Annotated in this window: 13 protein-coding genes; 7 read left to right on the plus strand and 6 right to left on the minus strand. The window is 48.2% G+C overall.

Annotated elements, in window-relative coordinates:
- Position 1 precedes the first annotated feature (1 nt).
- Together G8759_RS07640 and selD are read right to left on the minus strand one after the other, a co-directional pair.
- Positions 2 to 772 (minus strand): alpha/beta fold hydrolase, encoded by a 771-nt coding sequence (locus G8759_RS07640; RefSeq protein ID WP_167206694.1) that lies wholly within the window; start codon positions 770 to 772, stop codon positions 2 to 4.
- 89 nt (positions 773 to 861) lie between these two features.
- Positions 862 to 1944, minus strand: coding sequence for a selenide, water dikinase SelD (gene selD / locus G8759_RS07645; RefSeq protein ID WP_167206696.1), 1083 nt, complete (start codon positions 1942 to 1944; stop codon positions 862 to 864).
- A 329-nt stretch (positions 1945 to 2273) separates the two neighbouring features.
- Between selD and G8759_RS07650 the strand changes: the two genes are divergently transcribed.
- The 3 genes from G8759_RS07650 to G8759_RS07660 all read left to right on the plus strand — a co-directional run bounded on the left by G8759_RS07650 (position 2274) and on the right by G8759_RS07660 (position 7954).
- Complete coding sequence (locus G8759_RS07650; protein ID WP_167206698.1) at positions 2274 to 5657, plus strand: TonB-dependent receptor; 3384 nt, start codon at positions 2274 to 2276, stop codon at positions 5655 to 5657.
- A gap of 119 nt (positions 5658 to 5776) precedes the next feature.
- Positions 5777 to 7033 (plus strand): ComEC/Rec2 family competence protein, encoded by a 1257-nt coding sequence (locus tag G8759_RS07655; RefSeq protein ID WP_167206700.1) that lies wholly within the window; start codon positions 5777 to 5779, stop codon positions 7031 to 7033.
- 54 nt (positions 7034 to 7087) lie between these two features.
- Complete coding sequence (locus tag G8759_RS07660) at positions 7088 to 7954, plus strand: glycerophosphodiester phosphodiesterase family protein (RefSeq protein WP_167206702.1); 867 nt, start codon at positions 7088 to 7090, stop codon at positions 7952 to 7954.
- A 23-nt stretch (positions 7955 to 7977) separates the two neighbouring features.
- Here G8759_RS07660 and G8759_RS07665 read toward each other — a convergent pair whose 3' ends face one another.
- A complete protein-coding gene (locus G8759_RS07665) occupies positions 7978 to 8211 on the minus strand; it encodes a hypothetical protein (protein ID WP_317166770.1) in 234 nt (77 codons plus the stop codon).
- Between the two features lie 442 nt (positions 8212 to 8653).
- Positions 8654 to 8863 (minus strand): transposase, encoded by a 210-nt coding sequence (locus G8759_RS07670; RefSeq protein WP_167206704.1) that lies wholly within the window; start codon positions 8861 to 8863, stop codon positions 8654 to 8656.
- A gap of 142 nt (positions 8864 to 9005) precedes the next feature.
- Between G8759_RS07670 and G8759_RS36340 the strand changes: the two genes are divergently transcribed.
- Positions 9006 to 9239, plus strand: coding sequence for a cupin domain-containing protein (locus tag G8759_RS36340; protein WP_167206706.1), 234 nt, complete (start codon positions 9006 to 9008; stop codon positions 9237 to 9239).
- The gene (locus G8759_RS07680; RefSeq protein WP_167204103.1) at positions 9137 to 9370 is read left to right on the plus strand and encodes a hypothetical protein; all 234 of its coding nucleotides are present in this window, start codon (positions 9137 to 9139) and stop codon (positions 9368 to 9370) included. The genes G8759_RS36340 and G8759_RS07680 overlap by 103 nt, the downstream gene beginning before the upstream one ends.
- 189 nt (positions 9371 to 9559) lie before the next feature.
- On the opposite strand, the gene G8759_RS07685 is transcribed toward G8759_RS07680, so the two are convergent.
- Positions 9560 to 10093 carry an RES family NAD+ phosphorylase gene (locus G8759_RS07685; protein WP_167206708.1) on the minus strand — a complete coding sequence of 178 codons (534 nt, stop codon included), beginning with the start codon at positions 10091 to 10093 and terminating at the stop codon, positions 9560 to 9562.
- 3 nt (positions 10094 to 10096) lie between these two features.
- Positions 10097 to 10582: a type II RES/Xre toxin-antitoxin system antitoxin gene (gene parS, locus G8759_RS07690; protein WP_167206710.1), complete on the minus strand. Its 486-nt coding sequence runs from the start codon at positions 10580 to 10582 to the stop codon at positions 10097 to 10099.
- A gap of 544 nt (positions 10583 to 11126) precedes the next feature.
- Here parS and G8759_RS07695 point away from each other — a divergent pair.
- Both G8759_RS07695 and G8759_RS07700 read left to right on the plus strand, forming a co-directional pair.
- Positions 11127 to 11342, plus strand: coding sequence for a recombinase family protein (locus tag G8759_RS07695; RefSeq protein ID WP_167206712.1), 216 nt, complete (start codon positions 11127 to 11129; stop codon positions 11340 to 11342).
- A gap of 554 nt (positions 11343 to 11896) precedes the next feature.
- Positions 11897 to 16798: a beta strand repeat-containing protein gene (locus tag G8759_RS07700; RefSeq protein ID WP_167206714.1), complete on the plus strand. Its 4902-nt coding sequence runs from the start codon at positions 11897 to 11899 to the stop codon at positions 16796 to 16798.
- Positions 16799 to 16867: the final 69 nt, after the last annotated feature.

The raw sequence follows: 16867 nt of genomic DNA on the forward strand, positions 1-16867 counted from the left end.
ACTAAGTATTGACAAATTTCATCAGCACCTCCACAAATTCCACCGGTTTTTCGGCCTGTACCCAATGCCCTGCGCCCTGAATAACTTCGATTTGTGCGTTTGGAAAAATGCGTTTGATCGTCGGAATGTCCTCATCCAGAATGTATGGAGACTCACTGCCGCGGATGAATAAGGTTGGGTCGGTTACGATTCGTGGATTCGTTAATTCTTCACCGATGCCATGAAGCTCCCGTTCAATGATAGGTAAGTTCAATCGCCAGGCAAACTGCCCCTGTTCATTCCGATACAGATTTTTGAGCAAGAACTGCCGTACCGCCAAAATCGGCTCATACCGGCTTAGAATTGCGTCGGCTTCATTACGGTTTGTCAGGCTGGTCAGGTCAATAGCCTTCAGGCCGCGTACAAGCTCTGCATGATGAACGGGGTAGAATTTGGGGGCTATGTCAACAACAACGAGTTTGGCAAATGTGCCCGGATAAGACATGGCATATTGCATGACTGCTTTGCCACCCATCGAATGGCCAACCAAAATTGGCTTTTCTAACCCCTGATCGATCAGGAATTCATGCAGATCGGATGCCATGTTCTGGTAGTCATGCTCGTCGGCGCGGGGCGATTGCCCGTGATTACGTTGATCGAGGGCGAAAACGCGATACCCTTTAGCCGTAATGGCTTTGCTGATGGTTAGCCAATTGTCGGACGAGCCAAAGACACCATGTAAGATGACAATTGCTGGACCGGTTTCGCCAGTTTGTCGGAAGAATAATTTCATCTAATCCAAAGAGTGAAAGCGTGAATGAGTGCAGGAGTGAAATCAGTCGGCCAAAGCGGATCGATTTCACTCCTGCACTCATTCACGCTTTAATTTACATAAATAACTTTCTCCCGTTGTTCAACCAATTCACCGAACGATTGGAGGGAGAAACCGTTTTCAGCAGCTACACGCTCGAACTCAGCGGTGCTATTGGGCTCGACGGCAATGAGTAAGCCACCAGACGTTTGTGGGTCAGCCAGAATGTAGCGTTGCGTTTCGGTTAGTTCCGCGATTTTATGGCCATAGCTATCCCAATTTCGAACAGTGCCACCTGGGAAACTTTTTTTCGCCAGATACTCGTCAATAAATGGCAATCTGGGGACATCGTCGAACGCAATGACTGCACTCAGTCCCGACCCTTCGGCCATTTCGGTCAGGTGACCCAGCAGGCCAAAACCCGTTACATCGGTCAGTGCCTTTACGTACGGCAATTTCCCTAAAACAGCGCCGAAGCTGTTTAATTTAGCCATTTGTGCCGGTGCCAGATTGGCGTGTTCAGGCTGTAAGATTCCTTTTTTCTGCGCTGTTGTCAAAATGCCGACGCCAAGCGGTTTGGTGAGGTATAAACGACACCCCTCGGTAGCGGTGTTATTTTGTTTGAGGTGATCAATTCGGACCCGACCCGTTACGGCCAGTCCAAAAATCGGCTCAGGCGAATCGATGCTATGACCTCCGGCCAGCGGAATTCCGGCTTCGAGGCAGACTGCACGAGCTCCTTCGATGACCTGACCAGCTAATTCGGGCGGAAGTTTGTCGAGCGGCCAACCCAGAATAGCAATGGCCATAATGGGCTCGCCACCCATAGCATAGACATCGCTGATGGCATTGGCGGACGCGATACGCCCGAAGTCGAACGCATCGTCGACAATAGGCATAAAAAAATCGGTTGTGCTGATGATGGCTTCACCCGTTCCGAGATCAAGTACGGCCGCATCATCGCGCGAATCATTCCCGACAAGGAGGTTTGCGTAGTTCGGCTGAACGGCCGTCTGATTGCTGCCCTGACCCATTGGACTAGTGGTCTGGTTATGCAGAATCTGATCCAGTATTTTAGGCGAAATCTTACAGCCGCAGCCTGCACCGTGGCTATATTGAGTGAGTTTGACGGATGCTGTTTCGGATGATATCATAAGGAGACAAAACTAAGAGGGAAAACGTGTAGTATAGACCGGAATCCCTGAAAATAAGTACGGCCATTGCCATCGAATGGTTCCACATCGGTCATAAAGCTATCTAAATGAAACTGTGAGCTTAACAATATCTTAATCGTCATTTATAGAACGTAACCGACTTGAAATATGGCTATTTGTAGAATGTAGTGTATAGGTATTCAAATAGTGGTACTTTTTTAAGATAGCGTGCTTTGTCGACTCAAAAAAAGTAGCATCTTTGTCATTAAATTAGGGACCTATCTAACCGGATGAGTTGCTCAAAACTACAAACCAAATCAATCACTTCTATGTCAAAACAATTACTGCATTTTAGGGCGGCTTTTGTGCTAGTCAGCAGTATACTACTGTCCGTACTCGGTGGGAGCGGAGCACTAGCGCAGGTAACGACCTCAGTCATTGATGGTCTAGTAACCGACGATAAAGGCGGTCCTTTGCCTGGTGCCACAGTCGTAGCCATTCACGAACCATCGGGTAGCCGCTACGGGACAACAACGAATGCTTCCGGGCGCTACACTCTCCCTGGTGTTCGGGTTGGTGGTCCGTTCAAAGTAACAGCCACCTTTGTGGGGTTCAAGGATCAGGTAGTTGAAGGTATTTTTACGAACCTTGGTACATCTGCCGACGTAAGTTTCAAGATGGCTGACAACAGCCAGCAATTGTCTGAAATTGTTGTGACCAGTAATCGGAATGGTATAATCAGTTCTAACCGTACGGGTGCTGCTGCATCCTATGGTAGGGAAACGATCAATACTGTTCCAACAATTGGCCGTACGATTGCTGACATTACCAAGTATAACGCCTATGGCAATGGGCAATCATTTGGTGGTCAGGATAGCCGTTTCAATAACATCACCATCGATGGTGCCGTTTTCAATAACGGATTCGGTCTAGGCTCATCTGCTCAGGCTGGTGGACGTACTGGTACCACCGCCGTTTCATTAGATGCTCTTGATGAAATTCAATTGAACGTTGCTCCTTATGATGTTCGTCAAACTGGCTTTTCGGGAGCAGGTATTAATGCCGTAACGCGTTCAGGAACGAACGATTTCTCTGGATCAGTTTATTATCTTTTTCAGAACAGCAGTTTGGCCGGCAAAAAGGCGAATGGTGTAGATCTTCCTCCAGTAACTATCGATAAAAAGACATCGGGCTTCCGGATTGGTGGACCGATCATTAAGAACAAATTGTTCTTCTTCGCTAACGTAGAGCAATTTAAGAGTAGTGTACCAGCTCTGGACTGGGTTGCTCAACGTGATGGCGCAACTGGAAACGTGTCGCGTGTAACAGCGGCCGATTTGGAGGATCTTAGCGCGTTTATGAAAACGAATTTTAATCGTGATCTTGGCGCCATTGACAATTTCAATAACCAGGTAAAGAGTTTGAAAGGTCTGATTCGTATCGATTATAACATCAACGACAATCACAAACTTGCTGTACGTTATTCTCACCATAATTCTGAATCAGACCAGGCGATTAGCAACAGTAATAGTAGTAATACTGCTGGTAATGGAAACCGCACCGGATATTCTTCCTCTGGATATGCTGGTAACCTGGCACTTTCTCCACAAAATACAGGCTATAAAATTGCCGATAACACCCGGTCAATAGCTATCGAATTAAACTCTACATTTGGCGGGAAATTTGCTAACAAGCTGGTTGCAACTTACAATAAGCAGATTGAGGACCGGACATATTTGACAGGTGTATTTCCGACCATTGATATTCTAAAAGATGGAACGACATACACGTCTATTGGTTTCGATCCCTTTACCCCAAACAATAAGCTGAATTATTCGACACTGAATATTACGGATAATTTCAGCTATTTTGCTGGCAAGCACACGCTTACATTTGGCTTGTCTTACGAAAAATATACGTCTAACAACGTATTCTTCCCGGCCTCTAACGGCGTGTATGTTTATAACTCAATTGCTGATTTCAAAACGGCAGCACTGGCTTCTATAAATAATCCGAATGCAACTACGTCACCCGTGGCTTTGAATCGGTATAACCTGCGCTATTCACTGGTACCAGGCGGTGCTGAACCACTGCAAACGTTGCATAGAAGCACATATAGCGCCTATGTTCAGGATGAATTTCAGATCAATCCAACTTTCAAACTGACAGCCGGTGTTAGGGCTGATATTTTCGCTTACGATAACTCGACAGCTTCTGCGTTTAACAACCCAAGAGTAGCTAGTCTGACTTACAAAGACGAAAATGGGGCTAATTATTATCTTAATACTGGTGCTTTTCCTAAAGCCCGCCTGCTAGTATCACCTCGCGTTGGTTTCAACTGGGATGTTAAAGGTGATAAAATGACCCAAATTCGTGGAGGTAGCGGTTTGTTTGTATCTCGTATCCCGGAAGTATTGGTTTCTAACCAATTAGGAAACAACGGAGTAAATACGGGCGTCATTAACTTTCAGAATACAACGGCCTATCCATTTGTGACTGATCCCAGCAAATTGCCTGCCGCAGTACAACCGCCAACGAATACGAATGTTGAGAGTTTGACGGGATATGCAGTGAATGCAACTGATCCGAACTTAAAATATCCAACCGTTTGGAAAACGAACATTGCTATTGATCAGCGATTACCATGGGGCTTAATTGGAACTTTGGAAGTAATCTACAATAAGACGATTCAAGGTCTCCGCTATATTGATGCTAACCTCAAAGCAGCAGACCGCCAACTTACCGGACCAGATACACGTGGCCGTTTTCCAGCTTCCGGGGTAACTGGTACAGCGGCTATCAATAAAGCCCGTTATATTAACGATCCGTACAATACAAACGCGTTTGTTCTTAAGAATACAACTGAGGGAAGCGCCTATACGTTTACGGCTAAACTTGAAAAGCCATCTAATAACGGTTTCGGTGGAATGCTAGCCTATACATACGGATTAGCAAGAGATTTAATGTCAGTTGGTAGCACCGTTGTAGGTAATACACCTACAGTTGCTGGACAAAATTATCTAACGCTGTCGTATGGTGATAATGATTTGCGTCATCGGATTATTGGTTATGTTAATTACCGACTCAATTACGGTGGTAAATTTGGTGGTTCTACAACATTTACACTCGGTGGTTCATCAACCAGTGGTTACAAGCAGTCATACATTTATGGTAGTGACTTAAACGGCGATGGTCAAACTAATGATTTGCTGTTTGTTCCGGGAAAAGCTACAGACTTAACATTTGCATCATTGACGGTTGGCTCAGGTGCTTCGGCAGTAGTTTATTCACCTGATCAACAACAGGCTGCTTTCGATGCTTACATTGACGGTAATGATTACCTAAAAACCCGTCGTGGACAATATGCTGAACGCAATGGTGGATTCGCTCCGTGGTTAAGTCGTTTTGACTTTACTGTGATTCAGGAGTTTTATGTTAAAGCTGGTGCCAAAGGAACAAAACATGCTATCCAGTTCCGGGCAGATATTCTTAATGTGGGTAACCTACTCAACAACAAATGGGGTGTAGGTTGGGTTCCTACAACTGCTAACCCACTAGCTATCGCTAGCGTTAGTGCTGCTGGCTTACCAACGTATCGGCTTGCTACGCAAAATTTAGATGGCAAGACGATTCTGTTGAAAGATTCATTCGTTAAAAGCATAACGATTGATAACGTTTGGCAAGCTCAGCTTGGCGTTCGTTACTCATTCTAATGCTAGTGACCGAATAACCAAAAATCCCCCGCACAGCTCTTGTGACGGGGGATTTTTTATTACACAGAAAGAGCAATGCGCAAGAAACAGTAGGCCGTTAGTACTTAGTAATCGTTCGTATGCTCACCTTTTTTCGCTATATCCTGGTATTGATACTATGGCCTGTTTATGGCGCTATAGCGCAGCAGATAGGGCAAACGCTGCCGGCCTGGCAGCAAGGTCAGCTTGACATTCATCACATAAATACGGGCAGAGGAAACGCAACATTCGCTATACTACCGGATGGAACTACCGTATTGATTGATGCGGGTTCGATCAATCCCATTGACTGGCGGACTAACCAGCCCCGTAGTTTACCAATTAAACCCACCGACGAACGGCAGGCTGGCGAGTGGATTGCCCGCTATATCCGGAAAGTTCTTAGCTTTCAGAGTGATCCCGTACTCGACTATGCTATTATCTCTCACTTCCATGATGATCACATGGGATCTCCGCTTCACCTAACCAAGAAATCAAAAGAAGGCTGTGTGTTGACTGGAATAACAGAGGTAGCAGACTATTTACCCATTCGTACGGTTCTGGATCGTGGCTGGCCCGTTTACACCTATCCTCAGCCGTTCGATAACGACTCAATGGTTGTTAACTATCGTCGGTTTCTGGTTGACCAAACGCAAAGCAAAGGTCTCAAGGTTGAACGATTTAGAGCTGGGCGAACTGATCAGATTACATTGGTCAAGCAGCCGAATTTATATCGGAAGTCGTTTCAGATAAGGAATCTGGCTGTCAATGGCGAAATTTGGGCGGGAGATAATCAACCTTGCCGTAAGCTGTTTCCTGAACTGGCAACACTCTCAACGAATCACTACCCAAATGAGAATATGTGCAGCATTGCCCTGCAGATTCACTATGGTGATTTCGATTATTTTTCGGGAGGAGATATTCCGGGCGTTTTGCAATTTGGCGAACCCGGCTGGCATGATGTAGAGACACCCCTGGCACAAGTGGTTGGGCCAGTAGATGTTCAATTGCTTGACCATCACGGGTATAAAGATTCGCAAAATGGCGCATTGCTGGCCAGCCTGCGCCCCCGTATTTTTGTGGTCCCAGCCTGGGCTTCATCTCATCCTGATCGTAGCGTGCTCGAACGAATTTATTCGGAACAAATTTATACCGGCAATCGTGATGTGTTCGTGACCAATCTGCTTCACGAAACCAGATCAGCAATTGGTGATCTGGCATCCCGACTGAAAAGTACCTCTGGCCATGTTGTGGTACGGGTTGAGCCGGGCGGTAAAGTGTATTGGGTGTTGATTTTGAATGATGAAGATGAACGACAACAGGTGAAGGCAATTCATGGACCCTATCAGGCGAAGTGAAACAGAAGTCGCCGGATCGTAATGACATAAAAATTCAGTACTGGATAACGGATTATGAAAATCAGTAGTTTCTTTTTAGTCGCCGTATTTATATCGGTTGAAGTTTGCGGCCAATCAATTAACCGGTTTCACGATAGCAAGACAATAGATTCTTTTCTTAAATACCAGTCTGGACGAAAACGACCACTTATTTTAGCGCATCGGGGTGGACCTGCTTCGTCTGATACTGAAAATTCTATTCCAACCTTTACTAAAACGGCAAAGGCGCTTCCCGATGCCATTATCGAGATGGATGTGCGGATGACTCGCGATAGCAACTTTGTTTTGCTGCATGATGCGACCCTGGATCGTGAGTCGAATGTAACAGGAGATGTGGCCCAATGGTCGTTGCCTGATTTAAAAAAGATCAGGCTCAAAACACTGAGCGGTGAGCTAACCGATCAGCCTATTCCAACCTTTGGCGATATACTGGCCTGGAATCAGAATCGGTATGTATTGGCCCTTGATGTAAAGCCCGGAACCGATCCGGTGCGCGTTATGAACGAAGTGCGTAAGCATCAGTCCGAATATTGTGTTTTTGTCATTTGCTATTCACTCGCCGACGCACAGCGTGTTCGTGATAAGTATCCGGCTCTGTGGCTGGCAGTTGGCGTAAATAGCATGGCTGATCTGGAGCGATTGGAAACGAACCCACTGGCATCAGGACGATTAATTGCACTTACGCCCCAGAAACCCCAGCCAGTTGCATTCTATGAGCGTCTGCACAAGCTCGGTATTCCATGCTCTATCGGTACTTACGGACCCACTCAGTTAGACGAAAAGCCATTGTCCGAAGCCACGTCTGGGTATCGCGAACTATTCCGGCAAGGCGGTGATATTGTAACCACTGATCGGCCAATTGAGGTATCTGCTTTATTCTAAACGATAGCCTGATCTGGTTTCGGTTAACTATTTTTTACCTTCAACACATCCGTTCCGGCCTGGTAGCCGGAAACGATCATCCGGCCAATATCGTCGGAGGTGAATTTCATCATGTTCAGATAAAGCGGCTCCGTAGGCCTGATGATTGTTAACTGAAGTTTTCGTCCGTCGAGTTTTTCCCGATCGGCAAAACGTTCGGCCCAGGCAATGTCGTTGTTTACCAGCTGATTGACCGTAATGTCCTTAACCCGGTCCATCAGGTTCAATAGGTTTCGGCGGACCGATGTAATTGATGGTTTCTGGCACCTCCAGAGGTTGTTTTACTCTAGCGGGTAGCCGTCGTTTATGCCGCCTTCGATGTTTCAAGTTCAATAAGCGATACACGCGCAACACTCGTTTACGGTTCCATCTAAGCCCTTCGTTGCGGATCTTGCCATAGTAGTTATCAAAACCACGGGTTGGGTAATTTTCGGCGTACAGCTGCAACTTCTCAATCACTACCAGGTCGTCTCTCTTGCTGCGGTAGTACCATTTAGATCGATGCATACCCACTACTCGACAGGCCCTATCCACAGATACGTTTTCATTTACCGCCCATGCCACCAATTCTTGCTGCTGACAGGGCCTTAGAGCCGCTCAGGCGTCCCTGTTTTTTCCAATGATCTCCTTGGCCAGTTTGTAGTCCAGGCTCAGTTCGGCCTACATCTGCTTGAGACGACGGTTCTCTTCCTGGAGTGCTTTAAGTGCCTTCAGGTGAGTAGTCGCCATACCGCTGTACTTCGTACGCCAGTTGAACAGGATGGCTTTCGAGATACCGTACTCCCGGCAAACATCCATGGCTTCTCTCCCTCCTTCGTATTGTTTGAGGACAGCCACAATCTGGGCTTCAGTAAATAGTTTCTTTTTCATGAGACAGTTTAAATTAGCTTTTTAGGAGTCTAATCCTATACTGTCCTAATTTCAGGGAAGCTTACAAATGAGGGAAGGCTACAATACAAACGATGAATATTGCGAATTCCGTTGTTCGATCAAGCCCTCAAGCCGAGTTCCTATGCCACATTATCATCAGGGTTTTGAGGAAACAGTATACGGGGAAAAGGGTATTGTTAGATGGACGGTAAACGGCAAAACGACAGACATTGGTCCGGGTGAAAAGCTTATTATTCCTGTGGGGCTATCCATATGTTTGAAAATAAATCGAATGAAACTGTTGAATTTCTCTGCCGCACAACACCGGGTAATGCGTTTGGATCTGAATACTTTGAAGATATCGCTACGGTATTGAATGCTGATGGGCTTCCGGATTTTAGCAAACTACAGGACATTATGAAGCATCATGGCTTGATCCCTGTAGTGGGTTTTAAACGCAGGTTGATTTTTGCCATCATTAGTCTGATTAGAAAAATCAAATCATGACTAGTTAAACACTGCTGGTAGCATCGTATTGCCCAAAGGGGAGCTTGACACTATTTATTCATCAGCCTAACAAAACTGGAGTGTAAAAATTGGAAATTGTAGACCTTTTAGCTTCGTCTCAAAAATTGCTTGTATTCTTGAACGATATAGGCCGCTCTACCACATAAGGACTATGGAGGGATGGTACCCCTAAGTAGACCGTCTTTGGCTCTTCTTTACTTGAGCGGTAGAAACCGCTGGCGGCTCAGCCTGCTTCTGTAATCGTTTATCGAACTCATGAGCCACTACATCCACTATCTTCACCTGACTCATCAGCGGGTGCAACGGATTGATCAGGATGTTGCGCGAAGGCGTGTTCCTAACAATCACCGACGGAATGGCAAAGGCCAAGGCGGGGTAGGAAAGAACTAGCTTGGGTAGTAAAAACTGCGGTAGGTTTTCGGGATACTTGAGCGCATCCCAACCTGTGGGCAATTCAGATAGTTGGATATCCTCAATGGCCTCCGGTAGCTCGATGCTCACCCGTACAAACGGCGGCAAATCGCGAACGGGTGTACCATCTAAGTGAACCAGCGTTTCCAGTAAGGCCAACTCGGGCGTCATCGACGTGTAGACTAAGGGAGTACCCGGTGGATTCCAGCGACCACCGTTCAAACGAGCCCCTTCCCCCGTGAGCACTGACTCAATGAACTGCTTCTTTTGGATACGATAGACTAAAGGCATTGCTTAACTGTAAACGCCATACTCAATGCGGCCTAAGATCTGATCCACTACCTGGAAGCCAGTAGCCGTATCCAGCAGTTGTAGAGGGGATTGACCTTCCAGAATCTCTAGGGGCCGACGCAACCAGCGGTTGAACTTACCTTGATCTTCAAAAACGCGCAGGCCATGGGCCGCTAGGGCTTTAAGCAGCAGGAGTCGTTCAGATTCCACCTTATTCAAGGAGCCACTCACTAAACGACGAGCCATTGTCCGTTCGTTCATCGATAGTAGAATGGCTAACTCCCGAATCGTCAGCTCTAACAAAGACGCCAGTTTTCGCACTTCGGCATGGGTCACCCCTGAGCGCGACTGGGCGATGAGTTCGAAGGGGCCAGTTCGCTCAGGTAGGATTCGCACCATGACATTGGCGGCCATAAAGATCGGTTGTCGTGTGCTGTTGTCCTCAGCGCCTAGCCTAGCTTTGCGAGCTTTCTCGGTAGTTGCTTTCATAAATAACAATTTGTCAGCAATGTTACTGACATTTTACATAACTATAACTCGTGCAGTCAAAAAAAAGTTTATAGATTGTCTGGTATGGAGATTTCGGCGATACTGACCGCGCCACGGTGCCCAGCGAATTCCGTAATTAGCAACTTTATCATTATGCGCCATGGTGACCACCGCAGGGAGTTCACCATGGCACGACCCCGATTAATTCCTTTTGTACCAAGAAATTAACCATCTATTCAGCAAAAATAGCCGGGGGACAAATGGCTAAGGAATTTAGTGATCGAGGCTTCCAGAAGCTCCATATTATCTCTTATAATGATTCTGCCAGAGCAAATAATTTTTTAAGTCGGCTTCTGAAATTTGATAATAGAAGATAGATTTCCAAACAGACGCAACTGACTGGCTATTAATTGCATCTGTTCCAAAAACTATAGTTAAGGTCATGGCTTATCAGTCAGTCCTACCCCTACTAATTGTCTTATGTAATACATGGTTAGCCACTACTGGTTCAGACTCGCTCCTTTTTCTGTATTGAGATAATAGTATGCTATTCGGCTACGCGCGCGTTTCTACTCAAGATCAAAACCTGAACTTGCAATTAGATGACCTGAAAAAAGCAGGTTGTTATAAAATTTTCCAGGAGAAGGTTTCCTCGGCTAAAGAACGACCCCAATTACGAAAGTTACTGGAAATTTTGCGAGAAGGTGATAGGTTAGCCTATTTTTGTGTGCTATACTTTTCTAAAACTAATTCGGTTTAATAAACAGTAACGCAATGGCCGGAAGTAGAACAGTGCCACCTCAGGCTTTAAAAGAACAGCGCACCATAGCATACGTTAAGAGCTTATTGACTTAACAATCAATAAGCTCTTAACGTATGCCTGTCCCCGTAACGGGTTATCGCTCTTTTTGGGTCTAAACGGTATAAAACGTCGGATAGAAGCGAACGTCCGATCTCATAGAAATGGGACGTTCGCTTCTATCCGATAATAAATTAAGGCCTTTATTCTTCCAATTAATGAATAAATATTATTGGCTAAGTCGATAAGACTCTTGTAGATAGCACATCACATCTGTGTATATAGCCTTATTTTGTGTCTGATCGACTCAAATCATGCCCTTACTTTGCCTATGAGTATACCCTTACCGCTGGTTTCCACTCCTGGCAGGTTCATCAATAAGTCTATGGCTACCGTAGTTTAGGCTTCTGATCGTTATCAACTCAATCGCTTTTTGGCTGGTTCGTGCTTCATTCCCGTTAAGTCCACTTCTGTTTGTGACCTCTTTACTACCGATTCAATTAAGCAAATCTGTTATGAAAAAATTCTTTACCTTTCTATTATGGAGCCTATGCTTATGGACGAACTTGTCTGTTCTGGCGCAATCCAGGCAATTGGTCCTTCCATTCCCAACTCCCAGCGCACTCCAACACAACGTGGCTGCCAATCATTCAGGTCCTGTTGTTACTGGTTCGGCCAGGACAGTAGCCTCTACTATTCGTTATGTGAAAGCAGGGGCGGAGGGCGATGGATCTTCCTGGAGTAATGCTTCAGGTGATCTGCAGGCCATGATCAACGCGTCGGCGTCAGGCGATCAGGTGTGGGTGGCAAGAGGTACGTACATGCCTAGCATCAGTGGGTTGAGCGATCCCCGCACGGCGAGCTTTTCCAATAAGAACGGAGTGAGCGTGTTAGGAGGCTTCACAGGAATAGCCGGTACGGAGAATAACGTCACCGCCCGCTCAGCCATTCCCTCTTCGACCACCCTGTCAGGTGACATTGGTACCGTCGGCGATAAGGCTGACAACTGCTACCATGTTATTTTAAACAATAGCAATGGGTTAGACAATTCAGCTGTTTTAGACGGATTTGTCATTACGGGTGGGAAGGCTGATGGAGCGAGTGGCGAGTTATCTGCCTATGGCGGGGGAATATTTAATATTGGTAGTTCTCCAAGTATCCTTAATTGTCTGTTTACTCAGAATAGTGGGATCACAGGTGCATCAATAGCCAACGCGTTTACGGCTGGATTACGAATTGCGAACTGTAGTTTCGTCAACAATGTCGCCAACCAGATTGGAGGTATCTATGATCAGAACGGTGACGGTACGTCGATAGTGAACTGCTTTTTTGGCCAAAATTCCGCCGACGTTCCAGATGCTGCATTCAGAGGGAATATGGGCACAATGAATGTAATCAACTGCACTTTTAGTGGAAATACGCCCGGTGCTTTCAGAGTACAAAACAATACCACTGTCAATCTGGTCAATAGCCTGTTCTGGAATAACGGTGGTCAGGATGCGATTCATGTAGAGGAAACGGCCGCTTCGCTCAATGCCAGCTACTGTTTGATTGAAGCGAACGAGACCGACTATACCGACGGGGGGCACAACCAGACACTCAACCAATTCCCATTTGCCAATGTTACGGGGCCTCAGCTATCGCTGTGCGCTCCAGCCGTTGATGCGGGCAACGACGCGGCCAACACAACCACAACCGACGTGCTGGGCAATGCTCGTAAGCTGCGTACCATCGACATCGGGGCGGCCGAATACCAGGGGGAAGCCTACGTTTCCCCGACCATTACCAGCACGTCTCAGTCGGCTACCACCGTGTGCGTGGGAACAACGGTTCATTTTAACTATACTGTATCGTTAGGCTCGGGTGGTGGTAGTATTGATTTTTATCAGGACAATACAGTAGTGAGCAACTTATTTTCGGGTACAACCAATACATCGATTTCTTCAGTTTATAGTTTGCCTGTCAATCAAAGTGGCTCTTATCGACTTGTCGTCACAGGTGCCTGTACGAGCCTTACATCTACCTACGCGTCTATTACAGCCAATTCCCTGCCTACCTCCTTCAGCGTGACTGGTGGAGGTCCTTATTGTGCCGGGAGCACGGGCTCTACCGTGGGCCTTTCTGGTTCCCAGTCCGGGGTCAACTACCAGCTTTTGCTTGAAGGCAACCCCACTGGCAATGTCATACCCGGTACGAATAACCCCATTAGTTTTGGTCCTCAGAGTACCACTGGTACCTACACCGTCCAGGCCGTTACGACGACGAGTTGTAGTCAGACCATGAGCGGGTCGGCCGTTGTCAGCGTCAACGCCCCGCCTTTGGTGAGCATCAACCCGTCGGCGACAACCATCTGCGCCGGTCAGAGTACCGCACTCACGGCTACACCCACTACGGGCCTAACCTACAAGTGGAGCACAGGAGAGACCACGGCCAGCATCTCGGTCTCGCTGGCCGGGCCATACTCGCTGACGGGTACGAATACCACTACGGGTTGCAGCAACACGGCCACCGCCACTTTAACCGTCCAGAGCGCCCCTACCAATGCCAGCCTGACGGGCGGTACACTAACCTGTGCCACAACGAGTGTTACGCTGACGGCTTCGGCTACCGGGGGTAACTCCTACACACTGAGTGATGGGCAAATCAACAACACGGGCCAGTTTGTGGTCAACCAACCGGGGAGCTACACAGTGACCATTGCCAACGTGAGCGGGTGTACGACCACGGCTACTGCCCTGGTTAGCCAGGATAACACACTGCCCTCGGCTGCCATGAGTCCTGCCAGTGCAACCTTAACCTGTGCCAGTTCCACCGTCCAATTGGTGGCCAGCGGGGGCAGTACGTATCTCTTTAGTAATGGGGCTAGCCAACCCGGCGGCCCTTCCTCCAACACGGCTACCGTCAGTCAGGCGGGCGTGTATTCGGTGACCGTCATTGCAGCCAATGGCTGTTCGGCTACCGCTTCATCGACCGTGATCGCTGATCAGACGCCCCCCACTATCTCAATCAACCCCAGCTCCGCGACGCTGACCTGTGCCAATCCCACGGCCAGTCTCTCGGCCGTCAGTACAGGCTCGGTTCATTGGTCGAATGGTTCTACCGAGAGCCAGATCCAGGTCAGTAGTGCAGGCTCCTATTCGGTAACGGCGACGGCCCCCAATGGCTGCACAGCATCGACCTCGATTCTTATCCAGCAAGATAATACTCCGCCCACAGTAAGCATCTCTCCCAGTTCTGCGACGCTGAGTTGTGCTAGTCCGTCGGTGAGTCTGACGGCCGTGGGTACGGGGGCAGTTCGCTGGGATGATAACTCCACAAATCCCGTCCGGACGGTGAGTGCATCCGGTACGTATTCGGTCACCCTAACTTCGACCAATGGTTGTACCGCAACCGCTAGTGCCATTATCGGACAGGACGATACGGCTCCTTCTGTCAGCATTACGCCCTCCAGCGCCACGCTGACCTGTGCCAATCCCACGGTTAGCCTCACTGCAATCGGAACAGGAACCCTACAATGGTCGACAGGCTCCACCCAGTCACTGATTACGGCGAGCGCGGCCGACATCTATTCTGTGACGCTAACGGGGGGCAATGGATGCACAGCGACGGCCAGTGCCAGCATCACCGCCGATCAATCCGCTCCTGATCTGAGTATTAGCCCTGCCACTGCGACCCTCACCTGTACCAATCCGTCGGCAACCCTTACGGCGGTGGGAGCGGGAAGCTATCACTGGTCAACAGGCTCCAACGATCCACAGATCATCGTCAGTAGTGGGGATATCTACTCGGTGACGCTGACTGCCGCTAACGGTTGTACGGCGACGGCCAGTGCCACGGTTTCGGCTGATCAATCGGCCCCTTTGGTGAGCATTTCTCCCTCTTCAGTGACGCTTACCTGCGAGAGTCCATCGAAGACATTAACTGCACAGGGGTCAGGTTCTTTTCGCTGGAATACGGGTTCTGTTGAGCCGCAAATCAGTGTTACTACACCAGGTCTTTATTCGGTGACACTGACTAGTGGAAATGGCTGTTCGGCCGTTGCAACCAGCACGGTGGAAAGCAACAGTAATCTGCCCATCCCTGTCCTGGTTGCCAGTGCCACCTCAACAGCCAATCAACCGATCTCGGTAACGGCCAGTGGCTGCTCGGGTACACTGAACTGGAGTCCACAGGGCGGAACAGGCCAGGCCATTGGAGACGTTTATACATTCACTCAGCCCGGCAACTATACCCTCTCGGCGAGTTGTACGGTAGGAGCCTGCACAAGCCCTGCAAGCACTCCAATCACCTTGCAAATCCTGCCAGGTGGCTTCGCAATCACGGCTGTGATAATGGTCAACTGTACGCTCATCGATGAAGCTAAAGGTGGCTATCAGGTTCAGTTCACGCCCCAGTATTCGGGTCAAAACAGTAATCCTATCAGTTTCTCGGTGGTCAATGAGATGCCTACCACCACGGCTTCTCCACCGTATTCACTTAAGCTCTACACCGATAATCCGGTGATTACGCTAGTAGCCAATCAGGCGGGTAATGCTGAAGCCCGCTTTGCCTACAACTGGTTTGCTTCCTGCCAGAGTGGTACCGATCCCAATCAAGCTCCTACAACCAGTGGCATCCCTAATCAGACCATTCTGGTGGGACAAGCCTATCAGTTGAACCTCAACAACTACTTTTCGGACCCTGATGGACAATCCTTAACGTATTCCGCTACAGGTTTACCGGCTGGGTTAAGTGTCAATGGTACCTTTATCAGCGGCACGCCATCTACCACAGGAGTTAGCAGTGTTCAGGTAACCGCTCTTGATCCAGGTGGTTTGTCAGCCCAAACCAGCTTTCAGCTGACAGTCAATCCAGCACCGACTACGCCTTCGGGCTTTACGATTGTGGGTGTCTCAACGGTGAGCTGTGAGGTAGTGAGTCCAGGTCTGAGACGAGTGACCTTTACGCCCCAGTACGGAGGCAGCGACAGTTCTCCGATTAGTTTCTCGGTAGTCAATGAGATGTCGACTACCACCAATCCGGGACCTTACAGTCTGAATCTGTATACCGATAACCCCAGTATTACCCTGACGGCTAAACAGGGGGCATCCCTGGCCAGCTATCTCTACAACTGGTTAGCAGCTTGTAGCAGCCCAGCGCGAGTGGGTACGGGTGAAGCAGGAGCGGGCTTGCAAGTGAAGGTATTGGGCAATCCGATTGAGGGCAAATCTGTCGAGGTAGAGATCCGGGGTGTAATGGGCCAGGCCGTACAGCTAGATCTGGTGGACATGCAGGGCAAAGTCCTCCATCAGCAACGGCTTGAGGAAGTGGGTTCCGTAGAACGGGTGAGTGTGCCGGTTGGTACGGGCAAGGGGCTATTACTCTTGCAGGTTAATACCGCTCAGCAACACCAGCAAGTGAAGCTATTGAAACCTTAGTTGGTCTTACTTAATGATCATAAAACGCCCGGTTCAAACTGAGCCGGGCGTTTGCTGGCCAAGACACCA

The organism is Spirosoma aureum (assembly GCF_011604685.1).
GTDB lineage: Bacteria > Bacteroidota > Bacteroidia > Cytophagales > Spirosomataceae > Spirosoma > Spirosoma aureum.

Coding starts and splice junctions, on each gene's coding strand:
- G8759_RS07680 (WP_167204103.1), top strand. CDS start 9,137: ATGTTTGAAAATAAATCGAATGAAACTGTTGAATTTCTCTGCCGCACA.
- G8759_RS07640 (WP_167206694.1), bottom strand. CDS start 772: ATGAAATTATTCTTCCGACAAACTGGCGAAACCGGTCCAGCAATTGTC.
- G8759_RS07650 (WP_167206698.1), top strand. CDS start 2,274: ATGTCAAAACAATTACTGCATTTTAGGGCGGCTTTTGTGCTAGTCAGC.
- G8759_RS07655 (WP_167206700.1), top strand. CDS start 5,777: ATGCTCACCTTTTTTCGCTATATCCTGGTATTGATACTATGGCCTGTT.
- G8759_RS07685 (WP_167206708.1), bottom strand. CDS start 10,093: ATGCCTTTAGTCTATCGTATCCAAAAGAAGCAGTTCATTGAGTCAGTG.
- selD (WP_167206696.1), bottom strand. CDS start 1,944: ATGATATCATCCGAAACAGCATCCGTCAAACTCACTCAATATAGCCAC.
- G8759_RS07700 (WP_167206714.1), top strand. CDS start 11,897: ATGAAAAAATTCTTTACCTTTCTATTATGGAGCCTATGCTTATGGACG.
- G8759_RS07695 (WP_167206712.1), top strand. CDS start 11,127: ATGCTATTCGGCTACGCGCGCGTTTCTACTCAAGATCAAAACCTGAAC.
- G8759_RS07660 (WP_167206702.1), top strand. CDS start 7,088: ATGAAAATCAGTAGTTTCTTTTTAGTCGCCGTATTTATATCGGTTGAA.
- G8759_RS07665 (WP_317166770.1), bottom strand. CDS start 8,211: ATGGACCGGGTTAAGGACATTACGGTCAATCAGCTGGTAAACAACGAC.
- G8759_RS36340 (WP_167206706.1), top strand. CDS start 9,006: ATGCCACATTATCATCAGGGTTTTGAGGAAACAGTATACGGGGAAAAG.
- parS (WP_167206710.1), bottom strand. CDS start 10,582: ATGAAAGCAACTACCGAGAAAGCTCGCAAAGCTAGGCTAGGCGCTGAG.
- G8759_RS07670 (WP_167206704.1), bottom strand. CDS start 8,863: ATGAAAAAGAAACTATTTACTGAAGCCCAGATTGTGGCTGTCCTCAAA.